This is a genomic window from Streptomyces sp. MBT53 (assembly GCF_016654115.1).
In the GTDB taxonomy this organism is placed as follows: Bacteria; Actinomycetota; Actinomycetes; order Streptomycetales; family Streptomycetaceae; genus Streptomyces.
On record NZ_JAEQAZ010000009.1, the window covers coordinates 125,874 to 145,822 of the forward strand.

Annotated in this window: 19 protein-coding genes; 7 read left to right on the forward strand and 12 right to left on the reverse strand. The window is 70.7% G+C overall.

Annotated features, from left to right (window positions below; genetic code table 11):
* Nucleotides 1-47: 47 nt before the first annotated feature.
* The 7 genes from JHN45_RS05815 to JHN45_RS05845 form a co-directional block, all read right to left on the reverse strand.
* The gene (locus JHN45_RS05815) at nt 48-884 is read right to left on the reverse strand and encodes an ABC transporter ATP-binding protein (RefSeq protein WP_201048272.1); all 837 of its coding nucleotides are present in this window, start codon (nt 882-884) and stop codon (nt 48-50) included.
* The gene (locus JHN45_RS05820) at nt 881-1,795 is read right to left on the reverse strand and encodes an ABC transporter ATP-binding protein (protein ID WP_201048273.1); all 915 of its coding nucleotides are present in this window, start codon (nt 1,793-1,795) and stop codon (nt 881-883) included. The genes JHN45_RS05815 and JHN45_RS05820 overlap by 4 nt, the downstream gene beginning before the upstream one ends.
* Entirely contained in the window at nt 1,795-2,700 is a 906-nt protein-coding gene (locus tag JHN45_RS05825) for an ABC transporter permease (protein WP_201048274.1), read from the reverse strand. Before JHN45_RS05825 ends, JHN45_RS05820 begins: the two co-directional genes overlap by 1 nt.
* 2 nt (nt 2,701-2,702) lie before the next feature.
* On the reverse strand, nt 2,703-3,734 hold the full coding sequence (locus JHN45_RS05830; RefSeq protein ID WP_200712065.1) for an ABC transporter permease: 1,032 nt from the start codon (nt 3,732-3,734) through the stop codon (nt 2,703-2,705).
* A gap of 57 nt (nt 3,735-3,791) precedes the next feature.
* Nucleotides 3,792-5,354, reverse strand: a complete 1,563-nt coding sequence (locus JHN45_RS05835) for an ABC transporter substrate-binding protein (protein ID WP_201048275.1) — start codon at nt 5,352-5,354, stop codon at nt 3,792-3,794.
* A 490-nt stretch (nt 5,355-5,844) separates the two neighbouring features.
* Entirely contained in the window at nt 5,845-6,756 is a 912-nt protein-coding gene (locus tag JHN45_RS05840) for a DsbA family protein (protein WP_201048276.1), read from the reverse strand.
* On the reverse strand, nt 6,753-7,202 hold the full coding sequence (locus JHN45_RS05845; RefSeq protein ID WP_201048277.1) for an Rrf2 family transcriptional regulator: 450 nt from the start codon (nt 7,200-7,202) through the stop codon (nt 6,753-6,755). Before JHN45_RS05845 ends, JHN45_RS05840 begins: the two co-directional genes overlap by 4 nt.
* Nucleotides 7,203-7,365: 163 nt before the next feature.
* Between JHN45_RS05845 and JHN45_RS05850 the strand changes: the two genes are divergently transcribed.
* Entirely contained in the window at nt 7,366-7,872 is a 507-nt protein-coding gene (locus tag JHN45_RS05850) for a cupin domain-containing protein (protein WP_201048278.1), read from the forward strand.
* A gap of 46 nt (nt 7,873-7,918) precedes the next feature.
* Here the strand turns inward: JHN45_RS05850 and JHN45_RS05855 are convergent, their stop codons facing one another.
* Nucleotides 7,919-8,521 carry a YdcF family protein gene (locus tag JHN45_RS05855; protein WP_201048279.1) on the reverse strand — a complete coding sequence of 201 codons (603 nt, stop codon included), beginning with the start codon at nt 8,519-8,521 and terminating at the stop codon, nt 7,919-7,921.
* Nucleotides 8,522-8,965: 444 nt separating this feature from the next.
* On the opposite strand from JHN45_RS05855, the gene JHN45_RS05860 reads away from it, so the two are divergent.
* Nucleotides 8,966-9,637 carry a class I SAM-dependent methyltransferase gene (locus tag JHN45_RS05860; RefSeq protein ID WP_307783041.1) on the forward strand — a complete coding sequence of 224 codons (672 nt, stop codon included), beginning with the start codon at nt 8,966-8,968 and terminating at the stop codon, nt 9,635-9,637.
* 12 nt (nt 9,638-9,649) lie between these two features.
* Here JHN45_RS05860 and JHN45_RS05865 read toward each other — a convergent pair whose 3' ends face one another.
* The gene (locus JHN45_RS05865) at nt 9,650-10,615 is read right to left on the reverse strand and encodes a nitronate monooxygenase family protein (RefSeq protein WP_201048280.1); all 966 of its coding nucleotides are present in this window, start codon (nt 10,613-10,615) and stop codon (nt 9,650-9,652) included.
* A 75-nt stretch (nt 10,616-10,690) separates the two neighbouring features.
* Here JHN45_RS05865 and JHN45_RS05870 point away from each other — a divergent pair, with 75 nt between their 5' ends.
* From JHN45_RS05870 to JHN45_RS05885, 4 genes are all read left to right on the forward strand, one after another.
* Complete coding sequence (locus tag JHN45_RS05870) at nt 10,691-11,098, forward strand: ankyrin repeat domain-containing protein (protein ID WP_201048281.1); 408 nt, start codon at nt 10,691-10,693, stop codon at nt 11,096-11,098.
* A gap of 94 nt (nt 11,099-11,192) precedes the next feature.
* Entirely contained in the window at nt 11,193-13,487 is a 2,295-nt protein-coding gene (locus tag JHN45_RS05875; protein ID WP_201048282.1) for an FUSC family protein, read from the forward strand.
* 181 nt (nt 13,488-13,668) lie between these two features.
* Nucleotides 13,669-15,036, forward strand: coding sequence for an MFS transporter (locus JHN45_RS05880; protein ID WP_201048297.1), 1,368 nt, complete (start codon nt 13,669-13,671; stop codon nt 15,034-15,036).
* A 51-nt stretch (nt 15,037-15,087) separates the two neighbouring features.
* Entirely contained in the window at nt 15,088-16,071 is a 984-nt protein-coding gene (locus JHN45_RS05885) for an NAD(P)-dependent alcohol dehydrogenase (protein WP_201048283.1), read from the forward strand.
* On the opposite strand, the gene JHN45_RS05890 is transcribed toward JHN45_RS05885, so the two are convergent.
* Nucleotides 16,046-16,855, reverse strand: a complete 810-nt coding sequence (locus tag JHN45_RS05890) for an inositol monophosphatase family protein (RefSeq protein ID WP_201048284.1) — start codon at nt 16,853-16,855, stop codon at nt 16,046-16,048. The genes JHN45_RS05885 and JHN45_RS05890 overlap by 26 nt on opposite strands.
* 230 nt (nt 16,856-17,085) lie before the next feature.
* Here JHN45_RS05890 and JHN45_RS05895 point away from each other — a divergent pair, with 230 nt between their 5' ends.
* Complete coding sequence (locus tag JHN45_RS05895) at nt 17,086-17,838, forward strand: lysozyme (RefSeq protein ID WP_234468382.1); 753 nt, start codon at nt 17,086-17,088, stop codon at nt 17,836-17,838.
* Nucleotides 17,839-17,904: 66 nt separating this feature from the next.
* Here the strand turns inward: JHN45_RS05895 and JHN45_RS05900 are convergent, their stop codons facing one another.
* Both JHN45_RS05900 and JHN45_RS05905 read right to left on the reverse strand, forming a co-directional pair.
* Nucleotides 17,905-19,512: a cation acetate symporter gene (locus tag JHN45_RS05900; protein ID WP_200712053.1), complete on the reverse strand. Its 1,608-nt coding sequence runs from the start codon at nt 19,510-19,512 to the stop codon at nt 17,905-17,907.
* Nucleotides 19,509-19,943, reverse strand: a complete 435-nt coding sequence (locus JHN45_RS05905; RefSeq protein ID WP_201048298.1) for a DUF485 domain-containing protein — start codon at nt 19,941-19,943, stop codon at nt 19,509-19,511. The genes JHN45_RS05900 and JHN45_RS05905 overlap by 4 nt, the downstream gene beginning before the upstream one ends.
* Nucleotides 19,944-19,949 lie beyond the last annotated feature (6 nt).

Here is a 19,949-nt window from a genome sequence, read left to right on the forward strand (position 1 = left end):
AAGGGAAGTCGAGGGGGCGTCAGACCTGCGGGTGTCAGGCGTGGGTGTCAGGCGTGCAGCAGGGCGCGCAGGGCCTCGCGTTCGGCGCGGTCGGCCGCCGCGCTGTGCAGGGTCGGTGCGGAGCGGACGAGCAGGCGCGTGTAGACGTGCTGCGGCTGGTTGATGACGTCGGCGGCGGCGCCGACCTCGACCAACTCACCCTGGTAGAGCACGGCGATACGGTCGGCGACCCCGGCGACGGATCCGAGGTCGTGGGAGATGAAGACGAGGGCGACGCCGTCGGTGCGGAGTTCCTTGAGGATCTGCAGGATCTGTACGCGGTTGGCGGAGTCGAGCGCGCTCACCGGTTCGTCGAGGATGACGAGACGCGGCTCGGTCACCAACGCCCGTGCCACCGCCACCCGTTGACGCTGACCACCGGACAACTCACCGGGCAGCCGGTCGAGCAGATCCTCGGAGAGCCGGACCCGGCCGAGGAACGCGCGCACCCGCGTCGCCGCCTCCTGTCGGGACACGCCCTGGATCAACAGCGGTTCGGCCAGGGACGTTTCGACCGTCACGTCCGGGTCGAGACTGCGCAGCGGGTCCTGGAAGACGTACTGGATCACGCCCCGGCGCCGCAGCGCGCGCCACTGGCGATGGCCGTACGCGCTGACCTCCTCGCCGTCGATCACGATCGATCCGGACGAGGCGCGCACCAGACCGAGCGCGGCGCGCGCGAGCGTCGACTTGCCGGATCCGGTCTCGCCGATGATTCCGACGGTCTCGCCGGGGGCGATGCTCAAGGAGACCTGGTTCAGGGCCTGACGGCGGCGTCGGCGCAGGCCGTAGTGCACGTCCAGGTCGGTGACCTCAAGGACGGGACCGGTAAGTTCCCCGCTCATGTGTTGTCCTCCGCGACCTCTGTGGCTTCTGCGACGAGGAACTTGTCCAGGCCGTACTGCTCGTGCTCGGCGATCAGCAGCCGCGTGTACTCGTGCCGCGGGTTGTGCAACACCTCGTGCGTCGGGCCCTGTTCGACCACCTCGCCCTGGCGCATGACGAGGACCTCGTCGCAGAGCTGGGCGACGACGGCCAGGTCGTGGGAGACCAGGACGAGTGCAAGACCGGTGCGTTCGCGCAGATCGGCCAGCAGGTCGAGGATCTCGGCCTGGACGGTGACGTCGAGCGCGGTGGTGGCCTCGTCGGCGATGAGGATCCGCGGGCCGGCGGCGATCGCGGCCGCGATCAGGACCCGTTGGAGCATGCCGCCGGAGAGCTCGTAGGTGTACTGGCCGTAGACCAGCTCCGGGTCGCGCAGGTGCACCGCGTGGAGCAGTTCGATGGTCTGACGGCGTGCGTCGCGGCGCTTGAGGCCCTTCTTGACGCGCAGGACTTCGGCGATCTGCGCGCCCACGCGGATCGAGGGGTTGAGATACGACGCAGGGTCCTGGAAGACCGCGCTGATCGTGGCGCCCCGCAGGGCCGTCCACTGTGCCGACGAGAGCCCGGAGATGTCCTGGCCGTCGATCTCGATCGAGCCGCCGGTGACCTCGAAGTGGGCGGGCAGGATGCCGAGCGTGGCCCGGCAGGTGAGGGTCTTGCCGCTGCCGGACTCACCGACGATGCCGACCGAAGTGCCGGGCGTCAGCGCGAAGTTGACTCCGTGGACGATCTCCTGGCCTGCGGCGCGGTCGCTGATGCGTACGTCGCGTACGGACAGGACGGGTGTCGAGGGAACGGCCTGCGGGCGGACGGGTTCGGCGGTACCCGAGGTCGTGGGTTCCGTCAGGAACCTTGTGGAGGAACTGGCCATCACGCACCTCCGGCGTGAACGTGAGCGAGGTCGGCGTCGGAGTCGGTCCCGGCGAGGCGATGGGCGCGTGCCTTGCGGTTGTTGACGAGGGCGCGGCCCGCCTCGCCGGAGACGTCGCGGATCGCGTCGGCGAGGAGATTGCAGGCCCAGACGGTGACCATGATCAGCAGGGCGGGGACCAGCGGCGCCCACGGCTTCTGGGTGAGATAGCCGAGGTCCGAGGCGAGCAGTCCGCCCCAGGTGGGCTGGGGCGGCTGGACGCCGATCCCCAGGAAGGTCAGGGACGACACGATGACGAAGCCGACACCGATGGTCTGTGCGAGCGCGACCGCGATCGGCGGCAGCACCTTGACCCAGACGTGCCGGCGTACGACCCACCCGATGGAGGCGCCGGAGATGAGCGCCGCCTCCACGTACGGCGAGCGGGCCACGGCCAGGGTGGCGGCCCGGGCCACCCGGTAGAACAGCGGGGACACCAGCACCCCGGTGACCAGCATCGCCTGCGTGATGCCGTTGCCGAGCAGTGCGACGACGGCGACGGCGAACAGCAGGAAGGGCAGCGCGACCAGTGTGTCGGTCAGCCGCAGGGTGATCCACTCGAAGACGCGGCCGAGGTAGACCGACAGGATGCCGGGAATCGCGCCGACACCCAGTGCCGTGAGGGCGACTTCGAGCGCGCCGAGGACGCTGACCCGGGAGCCGTCGAGCAGCCGGCTCAGCACATCGCGGCCGAGATAGTCCGTACCCAGCCAGTGGCCGCCCGAGGAGCCGGCGAGGGTGTCGGAACTGGTGGCCAGCGGGTTGTGCGGGGCGATGACCGGGCCGAGGAGGGCGAGCAGGGCGATCACGGTCAGGATCACCAGGGCGATCCGGCCGGACGTCAGGGAGAGCACGCGGCGCACCATGGTCACACCCCCCGCTGCGAGGCCGGCGTCACGCGTGCCAGCACCAGGTTGACGATCAGGTTGAAGACGACGACCAGGACGATCGACACCACGAGGACTCCCTGGACGGCCGGTACGTCACCGGCCTGCGCGGAGTCGTTCGCGAACCGGCCGAAGCCCTGGAGCCCGAAGATCCACTCGGTGACGACGGAGGCGCCGACCAGGGTGGGGAACTTCAGACCGAGCGTGGCGAGCGCCGGGCCGAGCCCGTTGCGCAGCACATGCCCGAAGAAGATCCGCCGTGGACTCAGCCCCCGTACCACCGCGCCCGTCACGTAGTTCTCGCGATAGGCGGCGATGAGGCTGGAGCGCAGTTGGCGGGCCACGTCGGCGACGACGTCGAAGCTCAACGCGACGGCGGGCAGGGTGATATGGGCGAGCCAGGGACCGAAGCCCTGCGCCGCCGGGACGTATCCGGCGGAAGGGAACACATGCAGTCCCACCGCGAACACCGCGACCAGCACGATGCCGACGACGAAGGCCGGCATCACCGAGATCACCGTGACGAAGCCCGTGATCGCGCGGTCGATCCACGTCGTGCGGCGCAGTGCGGCGAGCGTGCCGAGACCGAAGCCCGCGACCACGCCGATGAGCAGCGCGAAGAACGCCACCGACAGACTCACACCCAGGCCGAGGCCGATGAGGGTGGAGATGTCCGCGCCATTGGTCCAACTGGTGCCGAGCTGTCCGTGCAGGACACCGCCCAGCCAGTCCGCGTACTGCACGAGGAAGGGCCGGTTGAGACCCCACTGCGCCTCGACTCTGGCTACCGCTTCGGGAGTTGCTTCCTCGCCCAGCTGGATCCGCGCCGGGCTGAGCCCGCTCAGCGACCGCAGCGCGAACGTCACGAACGTCGCGACCAGGAACACGGGCACGAAGATCGCGATCGACCGGGCGAGGGTGACCAGGACGCGGCCGAACGTACGCCGCGCCCCGGTCGTGGCGCCCCGATGACGGACGTCGGACGATGTGGCCGGTGCCTCCGTCGTCGTCATGGCTTGCCCCCTCTCTGTAGAGATCTCTAGTGGCTCTGTCTGGAAGTTGACGGAGTGTCAGTTGCTGCCGGAGATGGTCACGCCGGTCCAGTCGATGTGGGCCGGGTTCTTGGGCAGGGCCGAGATGGACTTGCTCTTGGCGATGAGGTTGGGCGAGGAATAGGTGAAGACCAGCGCCTTGCTCTGCAGACCGGCCCGGGTCGCCGCCTGGAGCACCTTGGCGTAGTCGGGCGAGTCCAGCGGGGTCTGGCGGACCTTGGCGATGGCCGCCTCGAAGCCCGAAGGCTCGTACGGCGAGCTGAGGTTGAGCGGGCCGTTCGGACCGAAGTGCGCGGTCAGGGTCTGCGCGGCCGAGTCGCGCCCGGTCGTGCCGTACAGCGAGAACGTCAGATCCTTGGCGAAGAACGGCGTGGCCCAGTTCTTGTCGACCTTGATGGTCACGGTGATGCCGACCTTCGCCAACTGCGCCTGGACGATCTCCGCTTGGGGATCCTCGGCCGGGATGACGAGGTTCAGCTTGATCTGGCCCGCTTTGTAACCGGCCTCGGAGAGCAGCTGCTTCGACTTGGCCGGGTCGTAGGCGTAGTCGTTCGCGGACTGCGGGTCGTAGGCCACATAGCCCTTGGGGAAGGGCTGGTTGGTCGCCGAGCCGTAGCCGAAGGTCAGCTTGTCGACGAACTCCTGGCGGTTGATCGCGTAGCGGACCGCGTCGACGACCTTGTCGTTGTTGAACGGCGCCTTGTTGACGTTGAGGCTGAGGTTGTTGGCGTTGAAGCCGGGCTGGACGAAGACGTCGAGGCCCGCCTTCTTCGCGGCCTCGGCCTGACTCGGCGCGATGTCGGCGAAGTTGTAGACGCCGGTCTGGAGTCCGGAGACGACCGTCGCCGCGTCGGGGGCCGAAGTCAGCTCCACGTTGTCGATGTGGATGTCTTTGGCGTCCCAGTAGTCCGGGTTCTTCTTCAGCAGGACCTTGGTGCCCGGGACGAGCTGCGTGACGATGAACGGACCCGCGCCGACCGGGCTCTGGTCCAGCTTGGTGGGCGACTTGGCCGCCTTCGGGCTCGCGATCTGGAGCACACGCTCGCCGAGGAGTTGGGGGATCTGGTAGTCGACCTGGCTGAGGTGGAGCACCGCGTCCAGCCCGTTGGCGTCCACCGACTTGATCGAGGTGAGGTCGCCGAAGAGCGCGGAGTTCTTCTGCTTCTGGGCCCGGACGATGGCGTCCTTCACGGCGGTCGCGTCGACCGGAGTGCCGTCGCTGAACTTGAGGCCGGAACGCAGGTGGAAGGTGATCTGGTCGCCCTTCGCGTTGTACTCCCAGCTCTTGGCCAGGTCGGGCACGGCCTTGCCGGTCGCGTCCGTACGGGTCAACGAGGCGTAGACCAGGGCGAGTTCGCGGAACTGGGCGCCGCTGCCGCTGACCACCGGGTCCCAGTGGGTGGGGAAGTAGGAGGAGGCCCACTTCAGCGTGGCGTTGCCGCCGGCCGTCGAGGCGTCGCCGCCGCAGGCGCTGAGCGCGGGGACGAGCACGGAGGCGAGGGCGGTACCCAGGGCGGCGGCACGCAGTCTGCCGGGTCGGAAAGCCGCCCGCCGGCTGCGAGGCGTGAGTCGTCCGGACATCTTTGTTTCTTTCTTCGAGGGCTCCCGGCCGCGCCGGGGCAGCGGAAAGGAAGCGAGGGCGGCACACCCGGGAACCGCACACCGCACGGAGCTGAGCGACGGACATGCCGGTGCGGCTTCGAGACGCACGGAGGCATACCGCGCCCGGACATGAGGCGTCGGCGGATCACGGGAGAGAGCCGGGAAACGGAGGCAGGGAGGGGCGACGAAGCGCGAGGGGAACGGCGCGGCGCGAGAAGGCGGGCGCCGGTCGGCGAGGCGGTGGGGCGCCGGTACCTACGGGAACGAGGTCAGGCGCCTGTGGGCCGGGGGCGGCGGGTCAGCGACAGAGAGCGCTACAGGTGCGCCGCAGGTCCACGTAGCGGCACACCACACCGGGGTGCGTCGTGAGCATGCTGCACATCCTGGGGCCGGTCGCCGGAGACTGTCAATGGACACCAATTGGTGTCTCATTGGGCGGGACGGTCTCTGACCGCTGCTCAGAGGCCTGTCAGGGACTGCGGGTCAGTGCGGGGTGCACCGCGGCCTCGTCCGGGTGCAGCCACAGCGGCCCGTTGCCGGTCTCGACGCGGACGGCGTCACCGGGGACCCACGGGCGGCCGTCGGTCAGCGAGGCGCGCTCCGGCTCGGTGAGGGTCCGGTACCGCGCGAGCGCCTCCTTCGCGGGCAACTCCGTGCGAGCGGGCACCAGTTCCTGGCCGAGTCCGACGACGGCCGAGACGTACTCCTCGTACGGCCGCCAACCGGGCACGGCACGGCGGCCGGTAGCGCCGCGCACGAGCAACGTCGGTAGCGCGTAACGGTGTTGACCGTCCGGGGTCTCCTTGGCGGCGCCGGGATGCGGTGACTCGCATCCGTGCACCGACAGCACCTCGTCGACCGGACGACGCGCCTCGGCGTGATCGGCGCGGACTCGTTCCAGTACTTCGTCCGACGCCGCGTCGGCCGCGAGCCGGTCGACATCGAGGCCGGGTACGCCCGACACCGCGGAGATCGCCGACTCGGCCGTGTCCGCGGGCTCCCCGAGCACGAACACGCTTTCCCGCAGCCGCCGTAGCGCCCGATCGGCCACCTCGGCGCCTTGTGCTTCGGCCGCCTTGGCGACCAGGGAGGCCGGCCAGGAACTCGCGGCCACCCGGCTCAGCCGGACGGCCCGTGGGGCGTGGGTGTGGGCGGTGATGTCCTCGACGTAGCGCGCGTACCAGGCGGTCTCCGCGGCGGGGTCGGGCGCCGGGTCGTCGTCGTGGTCGAAGAGGATGCAGTACGCGCGACGCCAGCGGACCTGTCCCGCGAAGGCCGCCCGGAGCCGGCGGAACACGGGCTCGGATCCCCAGGCCCAGGGACACAGGGGGTCGGTGAACTCGACCACTTCGACCGGGAGTTGACCCGCGGGAATCGTCATGCGGCTCCCCGGCGGCTCAACTGCTCGGCCGTCGCGTGTTCGTCGGCGGCGGCGGGCAGCAGGGTGGCGAGGGTCGTGCCACCCAGCACGGCGGCGGCCTCGTCCTCGATACGGCGCCACACCCCGGGCAGGCCGGAGGCGGGACCCGGGTAGTCGAGCCCGGCCAGCGGTTCGCCGCGCAGGGTGATCAACTCGCCGTCGACGGCGCGGGACACGTCCAGGAGCGTGATCTCGTCGGCGGGCCGGCCGAGCCAGTAGCCGCCCTCGCAGCCACGCTGGCTGCGCACCAGACCGGCTCTGCGCAACTCGCCCACCACGGACTTCAGGAACCGGAACGGGATCTGCTGCGAGGAGGCGATCGCCTCGCACGTGAGCGGACGGGCAGGTTCGCAGGCGAGCTCCAACAGGGCCCGCGTGGCGTAGTCCGCCTTCGCGGAGATATGCATGCGCACATAATGCCCGACGCGGAGCCCGGCACGAGGACTTCCACAGGTTCCCCGCACGGGATCGCCCGTCCAGTCCCTCGTACATTGCGGGAACATTGCCGCAGGTGAAGGACAATGGACACCTCTTGACATCCTTTTCGGGGCGGCTCTAGCGTCGCCAACCATGAGCGAGCCGCTGACCACCCCCGGCGAAGGTTTCCACCCCCATCTCCACGACGCCGCAGGGCAGCCGGCAGCCCCCCTGCGCACCCGTCTGCACCACGTCCGCGCCGATGCCCTCGACGGCGACACGGCGCAGAGCGGGGGCATGCGCAGGTTCGCCGCGGTGAGCGGGAAGACGGTCGGCTCCGAGAAACTGTGGATGGGCCAGACGCACGTCGCCCCCTCGACAGCCTCCTCCGACCACCACCACGGCGAATCCGAGACCGCGATCTACGTGGTCAGCGGGCACCCCGAGTTCGTCTTCCTCGACGACGCGGGTTCGCGGCCGGAGGAGATCCGCCTGCGCACGTCACCCGGCGACTACATCTTCGTGCCACCGTTCGTCCCGCACCGCGAGGAGAACCCCGACCCGGCGGAAGAGGCCGTGGTCGTGATCGCCCGCAGCACGCAGGAGGCGATCGTGGTGAATCTTCCGGGGCTGTACGTGCTGGGGGCCGGAGAAGCCTGATGGGTTGCTGCTGACCAACTCGGGTCAGGAGAGCCAGAGTTGATGGTCAGTCAGGCGTGGACCTTCGCTCGTCGGTGTTCAGGCCGCGGAGTGTCCAGAGCCCGTACAGCGCCAGCAGCGGTTTGACGAGGAGCCATTCGCCGGGGCGGTAGTCGTCCGCGCGGACCAGCTTCTTCGCGAGATCGGGGCGCTGTCGCCGCAAGTAGGCGCGGGCCTTGAGGGCGTGGGCGGGCTGGGAGGCGAACTTGATGCGGTCGACGTCCTCGAGCAGCGGGATCACGTAGGTGACGTTCTCCCACGTCGTCCGGCTCTCCTCCTCGAGGAGCACTGTGCCGTCGAACTGGAGCACCGATCGGGCGTAGTCGGCCATCAGTTGGGCTTCTGAGACGCCACCGCTGGTCGTACCGCCGCTGAAGATCACGCGGGTGTCGTGTGCGCTGTCATCGGTGCGGGAGCGAAGTCCGGCGCGGACGCGCCAACGGTTGATGAGGTTCGCCGTCGCCTGAGGGTTCCGGTATCCCAGCACGACCACGGCCTCGGCATCACCCTCGTCGTCTCCCACGAGAGTTCGGGACCAGCGCCGGTTCAGCCACTCGCCCCAGGCCAGGACCGCCACGCCGGCTGCCGCCACACCTGTCCTTCGTCGCATCCGGCGACTCTAGCCGGGGCCCACTGGCCGCGGACAATCACCTTCGCAGGAGAGCCCGAGCGCATCATCCGCACCGCGCGGGCGCTGCACGGCAGCTTCTCCTGGAGGCGATCGGCGGAGTGATCGTCAATGTCGGGACATCGGTGGGCCGGCGGGCCCTGGCCCGGCAGTTCGGTCTACGTGGCGACCAGGACCGTAGTCGATGCGCGCGAGACTCTCGGCGAGCAGGCCCATGCCCAGCCCCCCGGCCCGGCACCCGCCGCCGGCATCGCCTGCGTGGTCGTCGCCGGAATCGGCGTCACCCGCGCAGGGAGTGGTCGGACAGCGACCTCGGCCGGTACACCGCCTGAGGCACGGTCCTGCGTCCAGGAGGCGTCCTAGGCTTGCGGTTGAAGGCCTGGGCAGGATGGCCGCCCTCTGCTGTTCCGCGGAAAGGAATCCACCGTGTCCGACCACCTCGACACCCAGATCCCCTACTGGGATGCCGCCGCGGCCACGAAGACCTTCACGCACCCCCTCCATCTGCCCTGGCTCGAGGGGATCAGCGGACAGGCCGCGATTCTCGACTACGGATGCGGATACGGCCGCACGATGGACGAACTCCAACAGCGCGGTTTCCGCAATCTGACAGGGGCCGACATCTCACCGGCGATGATCGAGCGCGCCCAACACCTGCACCCTGCCATGCACTTCACCACCCTCGACACACCTCCGTCCCTGCCCTCCCCGGACGCGGACTTCGACATGGTTCTGCTCTTCGCCGTACTGACGTGCGTCCCGGGCGACGAAGCCCAACGCCGGCTGATCGCCGAACTGCACCGCGTCCTCAAGCCCGGCGGAGTCCTCTACGTCAGCGACCTCCTGATGCAGGACGACGAGCGCAACCGCAGCCGCTACGACCGCTACGCCACCCTCAACGGCGGTCAGGGCGACGTCAGTTACGGCGTGTTCCAGACGGGCGACGGCGCCGTGTGCCGCCACCACTCCCGTGAGTGGCTCGCCGCCCTGCTCGCGGACTTCGAAGGTATCGACACCCGGACCGTGACGGTGTCCACGATGAACGGCCATGAGTCGACGGGGATCCAGATCCTCGCCCGCAAGCCAGCTCTGACGTGACGTCAGTCGGGGTCAGGTCTCCCTTCCGGCTCGGGCCAGTGCCTCCTCGGCCTGGGTGGCAAGCGAGTTGACGAGGTCGGCGGCCGACGGCAGGTCGTTGATCAGGTCGACGGCTTCACCGGCCCACACGGGCAGGGGCGGTATCTCGCCCTGGGACAGGGCGACTTGGTAGGCGTGTCGGGCGTGGGGATCGTCGGCGAGCTCCGTCTCCCGGCCGCGCCACTGGTCGAGGAACGGGTGGCCGAGCGTGCGGGCGGTGTACTTCGACGGCCAGCTGGAGCCTCGGGCGATGTCGAGGATCCTGTTGCGCTCGGTGTCCGCGCCGTGGCCCTGGACGATGGCCTCGCTGGTCGAAGGGGCGACCAGGGCTTCGGTGGTCGCCTGGAAGCGGGTGCCGATGAGTGCGCCGGCGGCTCCCAGGGCGAGAGCGGCGGCCAGGCCACGGCCGTCGGCGATGCCACCGGCGGCGAGTACGGGTACGGGAGCGGCCAGATCGACGACGACCGGCACGAAGGGCAGCGTGGACCGACCGTGCAGGGCGCCGTGGCCACCGCTCTCGGAACCCTGGGCCACGATGACGTCGGCGCCCAGATCCACCGCCCGCCTGGCCTCCTCCAGATCGGTTACCTGGATGACAAGTGCCGTACCTGAGCGGCGAATTCGCTCGGCGAACGGGCTCGGATCCCCGAACGACAGCATCACCGCCTGGGGTTGGTGTTCCAGGGCGTGCTCCACCGCGGCCACATCTGTCTGCCAGGCGAGGAAGCCGATTCCCCACGGGTTCGTGGTGCTCTCGGTGACGATGGCCAACTCCCGCGCCAGCCAGTCGCGTTCACCGTTGGCGCTGCCCAGCAGACCGAGCCCACCCCCACGGGAGACGGCCGCGGTCAGCGCACCACCGGCCGATCCGCCCATCGGCGCCAGGGCGATGGGGTGTTGCACTCCGAAGAGCTTCGTGAACGCCGTCGTCAAAGCCATGGCGCCCATCATCACCCGGTGGCCCCTCGGGGAAATGGGCGGCTCGGCCACGTAGCCGCCCTCTAATCTCGGCCCATGAAACAGCGGCAGCAGAAGAAGCTCTCCCGGCGGCTCTTCGGGGCGATCGTGGTGGGCGACATCGGTGTGGCGAAGGCGGTTCTGCGTGCCGGTGCCGACTCCCGGCGAGCCGACAGCGAGGGCACCACGCCGCTCTACGCCGCCTCCGTGAACGGGGAAGCCGCGATCGTCCGCCTGCTCCTGTCGGCCGGCGCTCTCCCCGACGCCGAAAGCAGCGGCATCGGCGCGGAAGGCCTGCCGTTGTGCGCGGCGGCCTGCTGGGGACACACCGACACGGTTCGCGAACTGCTGGCGCACGGCGCCGACCCGAACGCACGGGAGGATCACGGCACCGGCCGGACCCCGCTGGAGTGGGCGAACCACGGCCCTCACCCCGAGACGATCGCCCTCCTCACCGAGGCGTGAGTGACGGCGGCAGGGTGGGTGATCGGCGGGCATGGCGGATACTCGGGTATGGCGGGGCACGTGGGTGCTGCGCGGGCTGGAGGTGCGCCGGCGTATGGAGAATCCTTGGCACGGCCTGCCCAGGCGGATTCCGGCGTGGTTGCGTGACCATGATCCGGGGCTCGCGGCCACGCGCAGGGCCGCACGCACCGCGCTGGTGATGCCCGCGTTGTTCGCCCTGTGCGGCCAACTGCTGAAGTCCTCGACGATGGCGACCTACGCGGCGTTCGGGTCGTTCTCGATGCTTCTGCTGGTCGAGTTCACCGGCCCGATGGTGCAGCGGCTGCGGGCCCACGTGGGTCTCGCGCTGGGCTGGGCGGCGCTCATCTCTCTCGGCACGCTGGTGGCGCGGACGGACTGGCTGGCGGTCGCCACCATGGTCGTAGTGGGCTTCCTGGTGCTCTTCTCGGGCGTGGTCAGCTCCGTTCTCGCGGGCGCCTCGACCGCGCTGCTGCTGGCCTTCATCCTCCCCGTGACCTCACCGGCCCCGCTGTCGCAACTGCCCGACCGGCTCGCGGGAGCGGGCCTCGCCGCGGCCGCCGCCATGCTCGCGATCTCCCTGCTGTGGCCTCGCTCCACCATGGATCCGCTCAGTGCGCCCGCCGCCCGGGTCTGCCGCGCGGCGGCTGCGCAGCTGCGCACCGACGCCTCCTGGCTGGACGGCGGGCCGCAGGCGCCGACCGCCCGGCAGTGCGAGGTCGCCGCCGACCGGGCCACCGCCGCGGCGGCGGACCTGCGCGCCGCCTTCGACGCCACTCCCTACCGGCCCACCGGCCTGTCCGTCGGCTCCCGCGCACTGGTCCGCCTGGTCGACGAACTCACCTGGCTCAGCGCCATCGTGGAGGACAGCGGCCCCGCGTCGGACGAACGCCGGGTCTGCGACATCGACGCACGTACCGTACGGCGGGCGGCGGCCACGGCCCTGGACGAGGCGGCCGTACTCCTCGACTCCCCGCGCGAAGCGCCCGACGCCCTGCGCGCCGCCCTGGTGAACCTGCGCGCGGCGATGGACGGCATGGAGGACGGCGCCACCCACCGGCTGCCCGTGGAACAGCCGAAGCCCCGCACGGAATCGGAGGTCCGCGCCTTCATCGAGACCCTCGATCTGTCGTTCCGCGCCCAGGAGTTGGGCTTCGCCACCCTGCAGATCGCCGGCAACGTGGACCTCGCCGCGGCCGCCGAGCGGCGCAGCTGGCCGGAGCGGCTGCTCGGCGGCGAACCCGGCGCACTGACCCAGCCCCTGGGATCGGCCGTCGAACGCGCCGCCGCCCACCTGGAGCCGCGCTCGGTCTGGCTGCACAACAGCCTCCGGGGCGCGCTCGGTCTCGGCATCGCGGTGGCGCTGGCGAACGCGACAGGAGTCCAGCACTCCTTCTGGGTACTGCTCGGCACCCTGTCGGTGCTGCGCTCCAACGCGCTCAACACCGGGCAGAACGCGCTGCGCGCCCTCGGCGGCACCCTGGCCGGTTCGCTCGTGGGGGTAGGACTGCTCCAGCTCATCGGCCACCACGGCACCCTGCTCTGGTTCCTGCTGCCCGTCGCCGTGCTCGTCGCCGGTATCGCCCCCGCCGCGATCTCTTTCGCGGCCGGACAGGCGGCCTTCACCGTCGCCCTGGTCATCCTGTTCAACATCGGCCAGGACCCCGACTGGCACATCGTGCTGCTGCGGATCCAGGACATCGCCCTGGGCTGCGCCGTGAGTGTGCTGGTGGGGCTGTTCTTCTGGCCGCGAGGTGCCGGGGCCGCCGTGGACCGGGCGCTGTCCGCCGCGTACGACGCCAGCGCCCGCTATCTCGCGGACGCGGTCGAGTACGCGGCCAGTCGCTGCAGCATCGGCTGCCTGCCGACCGACGCACCGCTGGAGGCGAGCCGGCAGGCGGCCGCCGCGGCCCGCCGGCTCGACGACGCCTTCCGCAGCTACCTCGCCGAACGCGGCGCCAAACCGGTACGGCTCTCCGACATGACCACCCTGGTCACCGGGATCGTAGGACTGCGCCTGGCCGCGGACGCGGTGCTGGAGCTGTGGCAGCGCAACGGCGGCGACGAACAGATCCAGCCCGACCGCTCCGAGGCCCGGCTGATCCTCCTCGACACCGTCGTCCGGCTCTCCGACTGGTACCGCGACCTGGCCGCCGGACTCGGTCAACACAGCGCCGTACCGGCCCCGTTGGCACGCGATCCGGAGGAGGAGGCGCGACTCGTCGACTCCCTGCGCCGCGACCTGCGCGACGACGACGGACGTGCCACGGCCACCGCCGTCCGCATCATCTGGACGGCGGACCACCTCAACGTGGCACGCCGCCTCCAGTACGTCCTGACGGCGGCGGCGAAGCCGAGCGCCTCGGTCTGATGCCCGATACCGGGAGCGCGGGGATCTAATACGTTGGCCCTGCCCCGAGTTGGTGCATACCTTTCTGTCCGTGACCCGACGTCGCCGCCCCGCACCCGTCGCTCCTGTTCCTCCGCCTCCACCTCCGTCCGGGCTGTTCTCCCGTACGCACCTGGCCGCGACCGCGAGTTTCGCGGCGGTGATGTTCCTGACGGGGTTCGCCGCGCTGGCGGTGATGCCGTTGCTGCCGGTGGCCGCCAGGGATCTCGACGGGGTGGTGCTGTATCCGTTGGTGGCCGGGGCGTTCGTCGCCGCGAGCCTGCTCGGCGGGGTGCTGGGCGGGACCTGGGCGGACCGTGCCGGGCCGCGTCGGCCGCTGATGGCCGGGGTGGCCCTGACCGTCGTCACCCTGCTCGTCTCCGCGACGAGTACGACCATCTGGCAACTGGCCCTGGGACGTTTCACGGACGGCATCGCGGCCGGACTGGTGGCGGTGTCCGTCAACGTGGCCATCGGGCAGGCCTACCCGGATCACCTGCGGGCCCGCGCCCTGGCCCTGATGAGCGCCTGCTGGATCGTGCCGTCCCTGGCCGGTCCGCCGCTCGCCGGACTCGTGGCCGCGTGGTGGTCCTGGCGCGCGGTGTTCTTCGGCCTCGCGGGATTCACCCTCCTCCCGGCGGTGACAGCGGTGCTGCTGCTGCGCGGGCGGGGAGCGGAGGCTTCGCACGGTGACTCAGGGAGTGAGGGTCCGGTACGGCGTCCCGCGCTGTCGGCCGCGCTGGCGGTGAGCGCGGCGGCGGCGCTCACTCAGTACGGTGTCTCCGCCTGGGACGTACGGCACGTGGTGTGCACGGTGTCCGGACTGGCGCTGCTCGTGGCGTTCGCGCCGAGACTGCTGCCGTCGGCCACTTGGCGGGCCGGGAGCGGGCTCCCCGCGACGGTGCTGCTGCGGGCGCTGACGTCCGGCGCCTATTTCACGCTGGAGGCGTTCGTACCGCTGATGTTGAGTACGGCGCGACGCGTGCCGGGCGTGGTGACGGGGCTCGCCTTCACCGGGGCCGCGCTCGCCTGGGCCGGGGCGTCCTGGCTGCAGGGGCGGCTGCAGGGCCGGGTGTCGCGGCACTGGCTTGTCGCGGTCGGGGCCGGGGTGATGGCGGCGGCGGTCGTGTCGGCCGTGGTGTGCGTCCTGCCCGCCGTGCCCGCGGCCATGGCGGTGTCGTCGATGGTGCTGGCCGCCGTCGGCATGGGGCTCGCGACGCCTTCGCTGACCCTGCTGTCCCTCAACCACGCCCCGGCCGGCGGACAGGGCTATGCGAGCAGCGCGATGCAGACCGCGCAGAACCTCGGGCAGACGATGGTCCTGGCTCTGGCCTCGGCCCTGCTCAGCGTGGTGACAGCGGTGACGAACAGTCAACTCGCCCCGTTCGCCTGGGCGTTCGCGCTGCTGGTGGTGCCGGTCACCGGAACTGTCCGCCTGGCGGTCCGCACGCGGACGACAGATCCGGAGCGAGGACGGGACTCGGAATCAGCCGTCACCTCCTGTCCTGTTGAACACGTCGAGGACCGATAGATTTCGCGGGATGCTGGGTGCGTGCCCCGACCTGAACGGAGGGCAACCACCTTGAAAGCCATCGTGCAGGATGTCTACGGCCCGGCGGACGTACTGGAGTTGCGGGACATCGACCGCCCGGCGCCCGGCCCCGACGAGGTGTTGATCCGTGTGCGGGCCGCCGGTGCAGGGCCCGACGTCTGGCATCTGATGACCGGGCTGCCCTACCCCGCGCGGCTCGTCTTCGGGCTGCGCAGGCCGAAGAACCCCGTCCCGGGCTGGGACGTCGCGGGGGTGATCGAAGCGGTCGGCCCCGGCGTGAGCGACCTCGGCCCCGGAGACGCCGTCTACGGCCAAAGCCGCGGCTCCTTCGCGGAGTTCGCCCTGGCCAAGGCGGGTGCGATCGCGCACAAACCCGACAGCCTCACCTTCGAACAGGCCGCCGCAGTGCCCTGTTCCGGTGTCACCGCCCTCCAGGCGCTGCACGCCAAGGCCGGTCTGCGACCGGGCCAACAGGTCCTGGTCATCGGCGCCTCGGGCGGAGTGGGCAGCTTCGCCGTCCAACTCGCCACCGCGCAAGGCGCCGAGGTGACTGCGGTCTGCGGTCCGGACGCGGCGGACTTCGTCCGGTCCCTGGGTGCCGTCGACGTCATCGACTACACCCGCGAGGAGATCACCGACCGGCCGCGCCGCTACGACGTCGTCCTCGACGCCGCCGGAAACCGCAGCGTCTCCCTCCTGCGCGGCGTGCTCACTCCGCACGGCACCCTTGTCCGCGTCGGCGGAGAAGGCGGGAGCCAATGGTTCGCCGACGCGGGCATCCGCATGGAGATGGGACTGCGTTCGCTGCTCGGGGGCCAGAAGCTCCAGGGCATGCTCGCGGTCGTACGCCGTGCGGACCTCCTGACTCTCAACGCGATCATCGACAAGGGCGAGGTCACTCCCGTGGTCGCCCGTACCTTTCCGCTATCCGAAGCCGCCGACGCCGTCCGCTACTTGGAGAACGGCCACCCGCAGGGCAAGGTCGTCGTCACTGTCGCGGGACCGGAGCACTGACCGTCGCCTGCCACAACTCCCGTGCCTCCGCCGCGACTCCGGGCGCGGCCAGCAGCAACGGTTCGTCGTAGGACGGAAGTTGAGGCCACGCGACCGCCCCCGCCTCCGTCGCGATGAGCAGCGCCGGGAGACCGTCCACCGGGTGGAACTCGCCGATCGCGGCGGCGGCTGCCCGGCCGGCCGCGACCTGCACCAGGGACAGTGCCGTCGAACCCATCACACGAACCGTGCAGTGCCGATCGGCCAGTCGGGCCATCAAGGCGTCCAGGCCGGGCCAGTGCGCGTGCGCCGCCCACTCCGTCATGAACACATGGCCGGTCAGTGTCGTGTGGTCGGCCGCGTGGATCGGGACGCCGTTCAGGTGCGCCCCCTTGCCCAGTACGGCCGTGAACACCTCGCGCCGCCACGGGTCCGCGACCAGGCCCAGCAGAGGGGAGCCGTCCGGCCGCGCGAGGCCCAGGGAGAAGGAGCACCAGCCAAGCCCGTGGGCGTAGTTGGTGGTTCCGTCCACGGGGTCGATCACCCAATGCGGGGCGTCCGACGTGCCCTCCTCGACGCCGTACTCCTCGCCGTCGATGCCCCAGCCGGGGAACTCGCGGCGCAGCACCGACCGGACGTGCCGTTCCACCGCCTCGTCCGTGTCCGTGACGATGTCGGCCGGGCTCGCCTTCTGCCGGACCGGGCCCGAGGCTCCGGCGTTGCCGTTGCGGATCGTCTCCGAGGCCCACTCGGCCAGCTCCACGGCCACGCGCAGCGCGGCGTCCAGGTCATGCTCGTTCGTCACTGCTCTTCCCCACTCCACTCCTGTGCGGGCGAACCTCTCCGGGTCGGCCTCGACACAGGAGATCACGTCGTCGTACGTCCTCGTCGACGTGGTTGGCGGTACATGACGTGCGGTACGGGGCGGTTACGGTTCGTATAGGCGGTATGCGACGACGAATATCAACCTGGGACGGGTTCTCCCGTCTGTGCGTGGCCGTGGTGGTGTCCGGCCTTCTCCTCACCGTGACCGGTATGGCCCCCGCGCCGACCACGGCCGAACCCATGCCCGTGCGGGGCAGCGCCTACATGGGCATCGGCGTCCTGGCCCATGACGGGACGGCCGGCAGGACCGGTGCGGTGTCCCCGGAGGAGCGGGCCGGGCAGACCGAGGGCGTCGATGTCTCCAGCTATCAGCGTGCCGTGGCGTGGCCCACCCTGTGGAGCGCCGGTACCAGGTGGGCCTATACGAAGGCCACCGAAGGCACCTCCTACCGAAACCCGTACTACGACGACCAGTACGAGGGCGCGTACGACGTCGGCATGGTCCGTGGGGCCTACCACTTCGCCACACCGGACGGGAGCAGTGGGGCCGCGCAGGCCGACTACTTCGTGAACCACGGAGGGGGCTGGTCGGGCGACGGCCGGACGCTGCCGGGGGCACTCGACATCGAGTGGAATCCCTACGGGGACGCCTGCTACGGCAAGTCCACGAGCGGTATGGTCACCTGGATCGGTGACTTCCTGAACCGCTACAAGGCCCGCACCGGTCGTGATGCCGTGATCTACACGGCCACCAGCTGGTGGAACGCCTGCACCGGGAGCTACCGGGGCTTCGGTGCCACGAACCCCTTGTGGGTGGCCCGGTACGCCTCGTCGGTGGGGGCGCTTCCGGCGGGCTGGTCGGCGCAGACGATGTGGCAGTACACGTCCACGGGGCAGACGGTCGGTGACCACGACCGGTTCAACGGTTCCGCGGACGCGTTGCGCCAGTTCGCCGCCGGCTGACAGGGCGTGATGAGCCGGGGGCCCCGGCCCCCGGCTCCGACTTCGGCCCGTTTCGTCGGCGGGTGGTCATCCGTTCCTGGGTTGCGCCGGTCCGGCCAGCAGGACGGGCTCGATGGCTTCGTAGCGGTTGCGTGCGCGGGCGTCGGACCTTCTGCGGGACAGGACGGTGGCGACGAGGCCGCTGAGGAACCCGGCCGGGACGGAGACGAGGGCGGTCGTGGTGAACGGGAACCAGTTGAAGTCGGCGTCGGGGAAAGCCGATTGGGGAGTGCCGGAGACCAGGCTGGTGCCCGGGAGGAGGACGAGGACGCTGACCGTGCCGCCGATGAGAGTGGCCAGCAGACCGGCGCGGGTGTAGCGGCGCCAGAAGAGGCTGTAGAGGAGCGCCGGGGCGATCGCCGAGGCGCCCAGACAGAAGGAGAGGATGGCGAGGGGCTGGAGACTCCGGTGCTGGGCGAGTACCGCCAGCGCGATCACGGGGATACCCACCGCCAGGGCGGCGAGGCGTGCCAGTGCCATTTCGCGCAGCGGCGGGGTGTCGGGACGGGCCGCGATGTCGTGGGCGAGCGAGTTGGCGCAGGCCAGGGTCATGCTGGCCACGGAGGCCAGCAGGGTCAGGAAGATGGCCGTGGTGACGGTGGTGAACAGCAGGCTCTCCGGGCGGGAGAGGTCGGTGCCGAACGCGGCGCGCGCCCCGAGGAGATAGGCGGTGGTGCCGCGCGGGTCCGCGGCGCTGATGGTCTTGGCGCCGATGAGCGCGGTGGCGCCCACGGCGACGACGGTCATGACGGCGATGAACAGCGCGACCGCCGACACGGCCCAGGACATCGCGCGACGTACCTGCCGGGTGCTGCCCGCGGTGTACATGCGCATGGTCACGTGGGGGAGGGACGCACCGCCGAGCACGATGGCGCACTGGGTGCTGACCATGTCGAGGGCGGGGTGCCGTCCGCCGGCGAACTGGAGCCCGTAGTGCAGGTAGTCGGGACCGGCCCCGCTGTTCTTTGCGGCGGTCCGGAACAGGGCCGGGGGGCTCCAGTGGAAGGTGTGCAGGATGAGCGCGGCGACGACCAGGCCCGAGCCGAGGAGGATCACGGTCTTCAGGATCTGGATCAGTGCCGTGCCGCGCATACCTCCGAGGGCCGCGTAGGTGATCATCAGCCCTCCGGCCCCGACGACACAGCCGGTGCGCATGGTGCTGTCGGAGAAGCCGAGGACGTACGCCAACAGCTGCCCCACGCCCGCGAGTTGGACGACCATCATGGGCACCAGTGCGGCCAGGGTGACGGCGCACGCGGTGATGCGGACCGCGCGGCCGGGCATCCGGCGGGCGAGCACGTCGCCCATGGTGAACCTGCCGGTGTGGTGCAGCGGTTCGGCCAGCAGGAACATCAGGAGCAGCAGGGACAGCAGGGTGCTCAGGGCCAGGACGACACCGTCGTAGCCGCAGAGCGCGATGATGCCGCCGACGGTCAGGACGGTGGCCGCGGAGATGTAGTCCCCGGCGATGGCCAGGCCGTTGCGCAGCGGGGAGAGGAACCGGTAGCCGGTGTAGAACTCGTCGAGGTCGTCGCGGTCGGGGCCGGTGACCACGCACAGCAGCAGGGTGAGGGTGACGACGCTGAAGAACGCCACGAGTGACCACGACTGAGCGGCGCCCTTGAAGTCGGTCACGGCCCGACCTGCTCGTGGCGGGGGTGCGGCGTCTGGTGGCGCACCCGGCGGGCGAGGGGGTCGACGTGGCGTCGCGCGGTGTACTCGTAGAAGAGCACGGCCAGCCAGGTGACGGGGAGTTGGACCAGAGCAAGGCAGAGGCCCACAGGCAGGCCGCCGGGGGCGGGAGCGGTCATGACGTAGGGGAAGGCGACGGTGAGGGTGAGGAAGACGACGAAGTAGCCGAGCGCGACGAGTGCGGCGACCCGGCGCTGCCGGCGGCAGGCCCGGCGCAGGAGTCGTAGATCGCGGTGTGGTCCGGTCCATGAACGGGCCCGTACCGCACGCCAGTTGCTGCTGTGCGGGGCGGGCGACGGAGCGGGCGGGGTGGGGGAGGCGTGACGTGCGGGCCGGTGTCGCAGCGGGTGTAACTCGGAGCTGTCGGTGGACATTCCAAG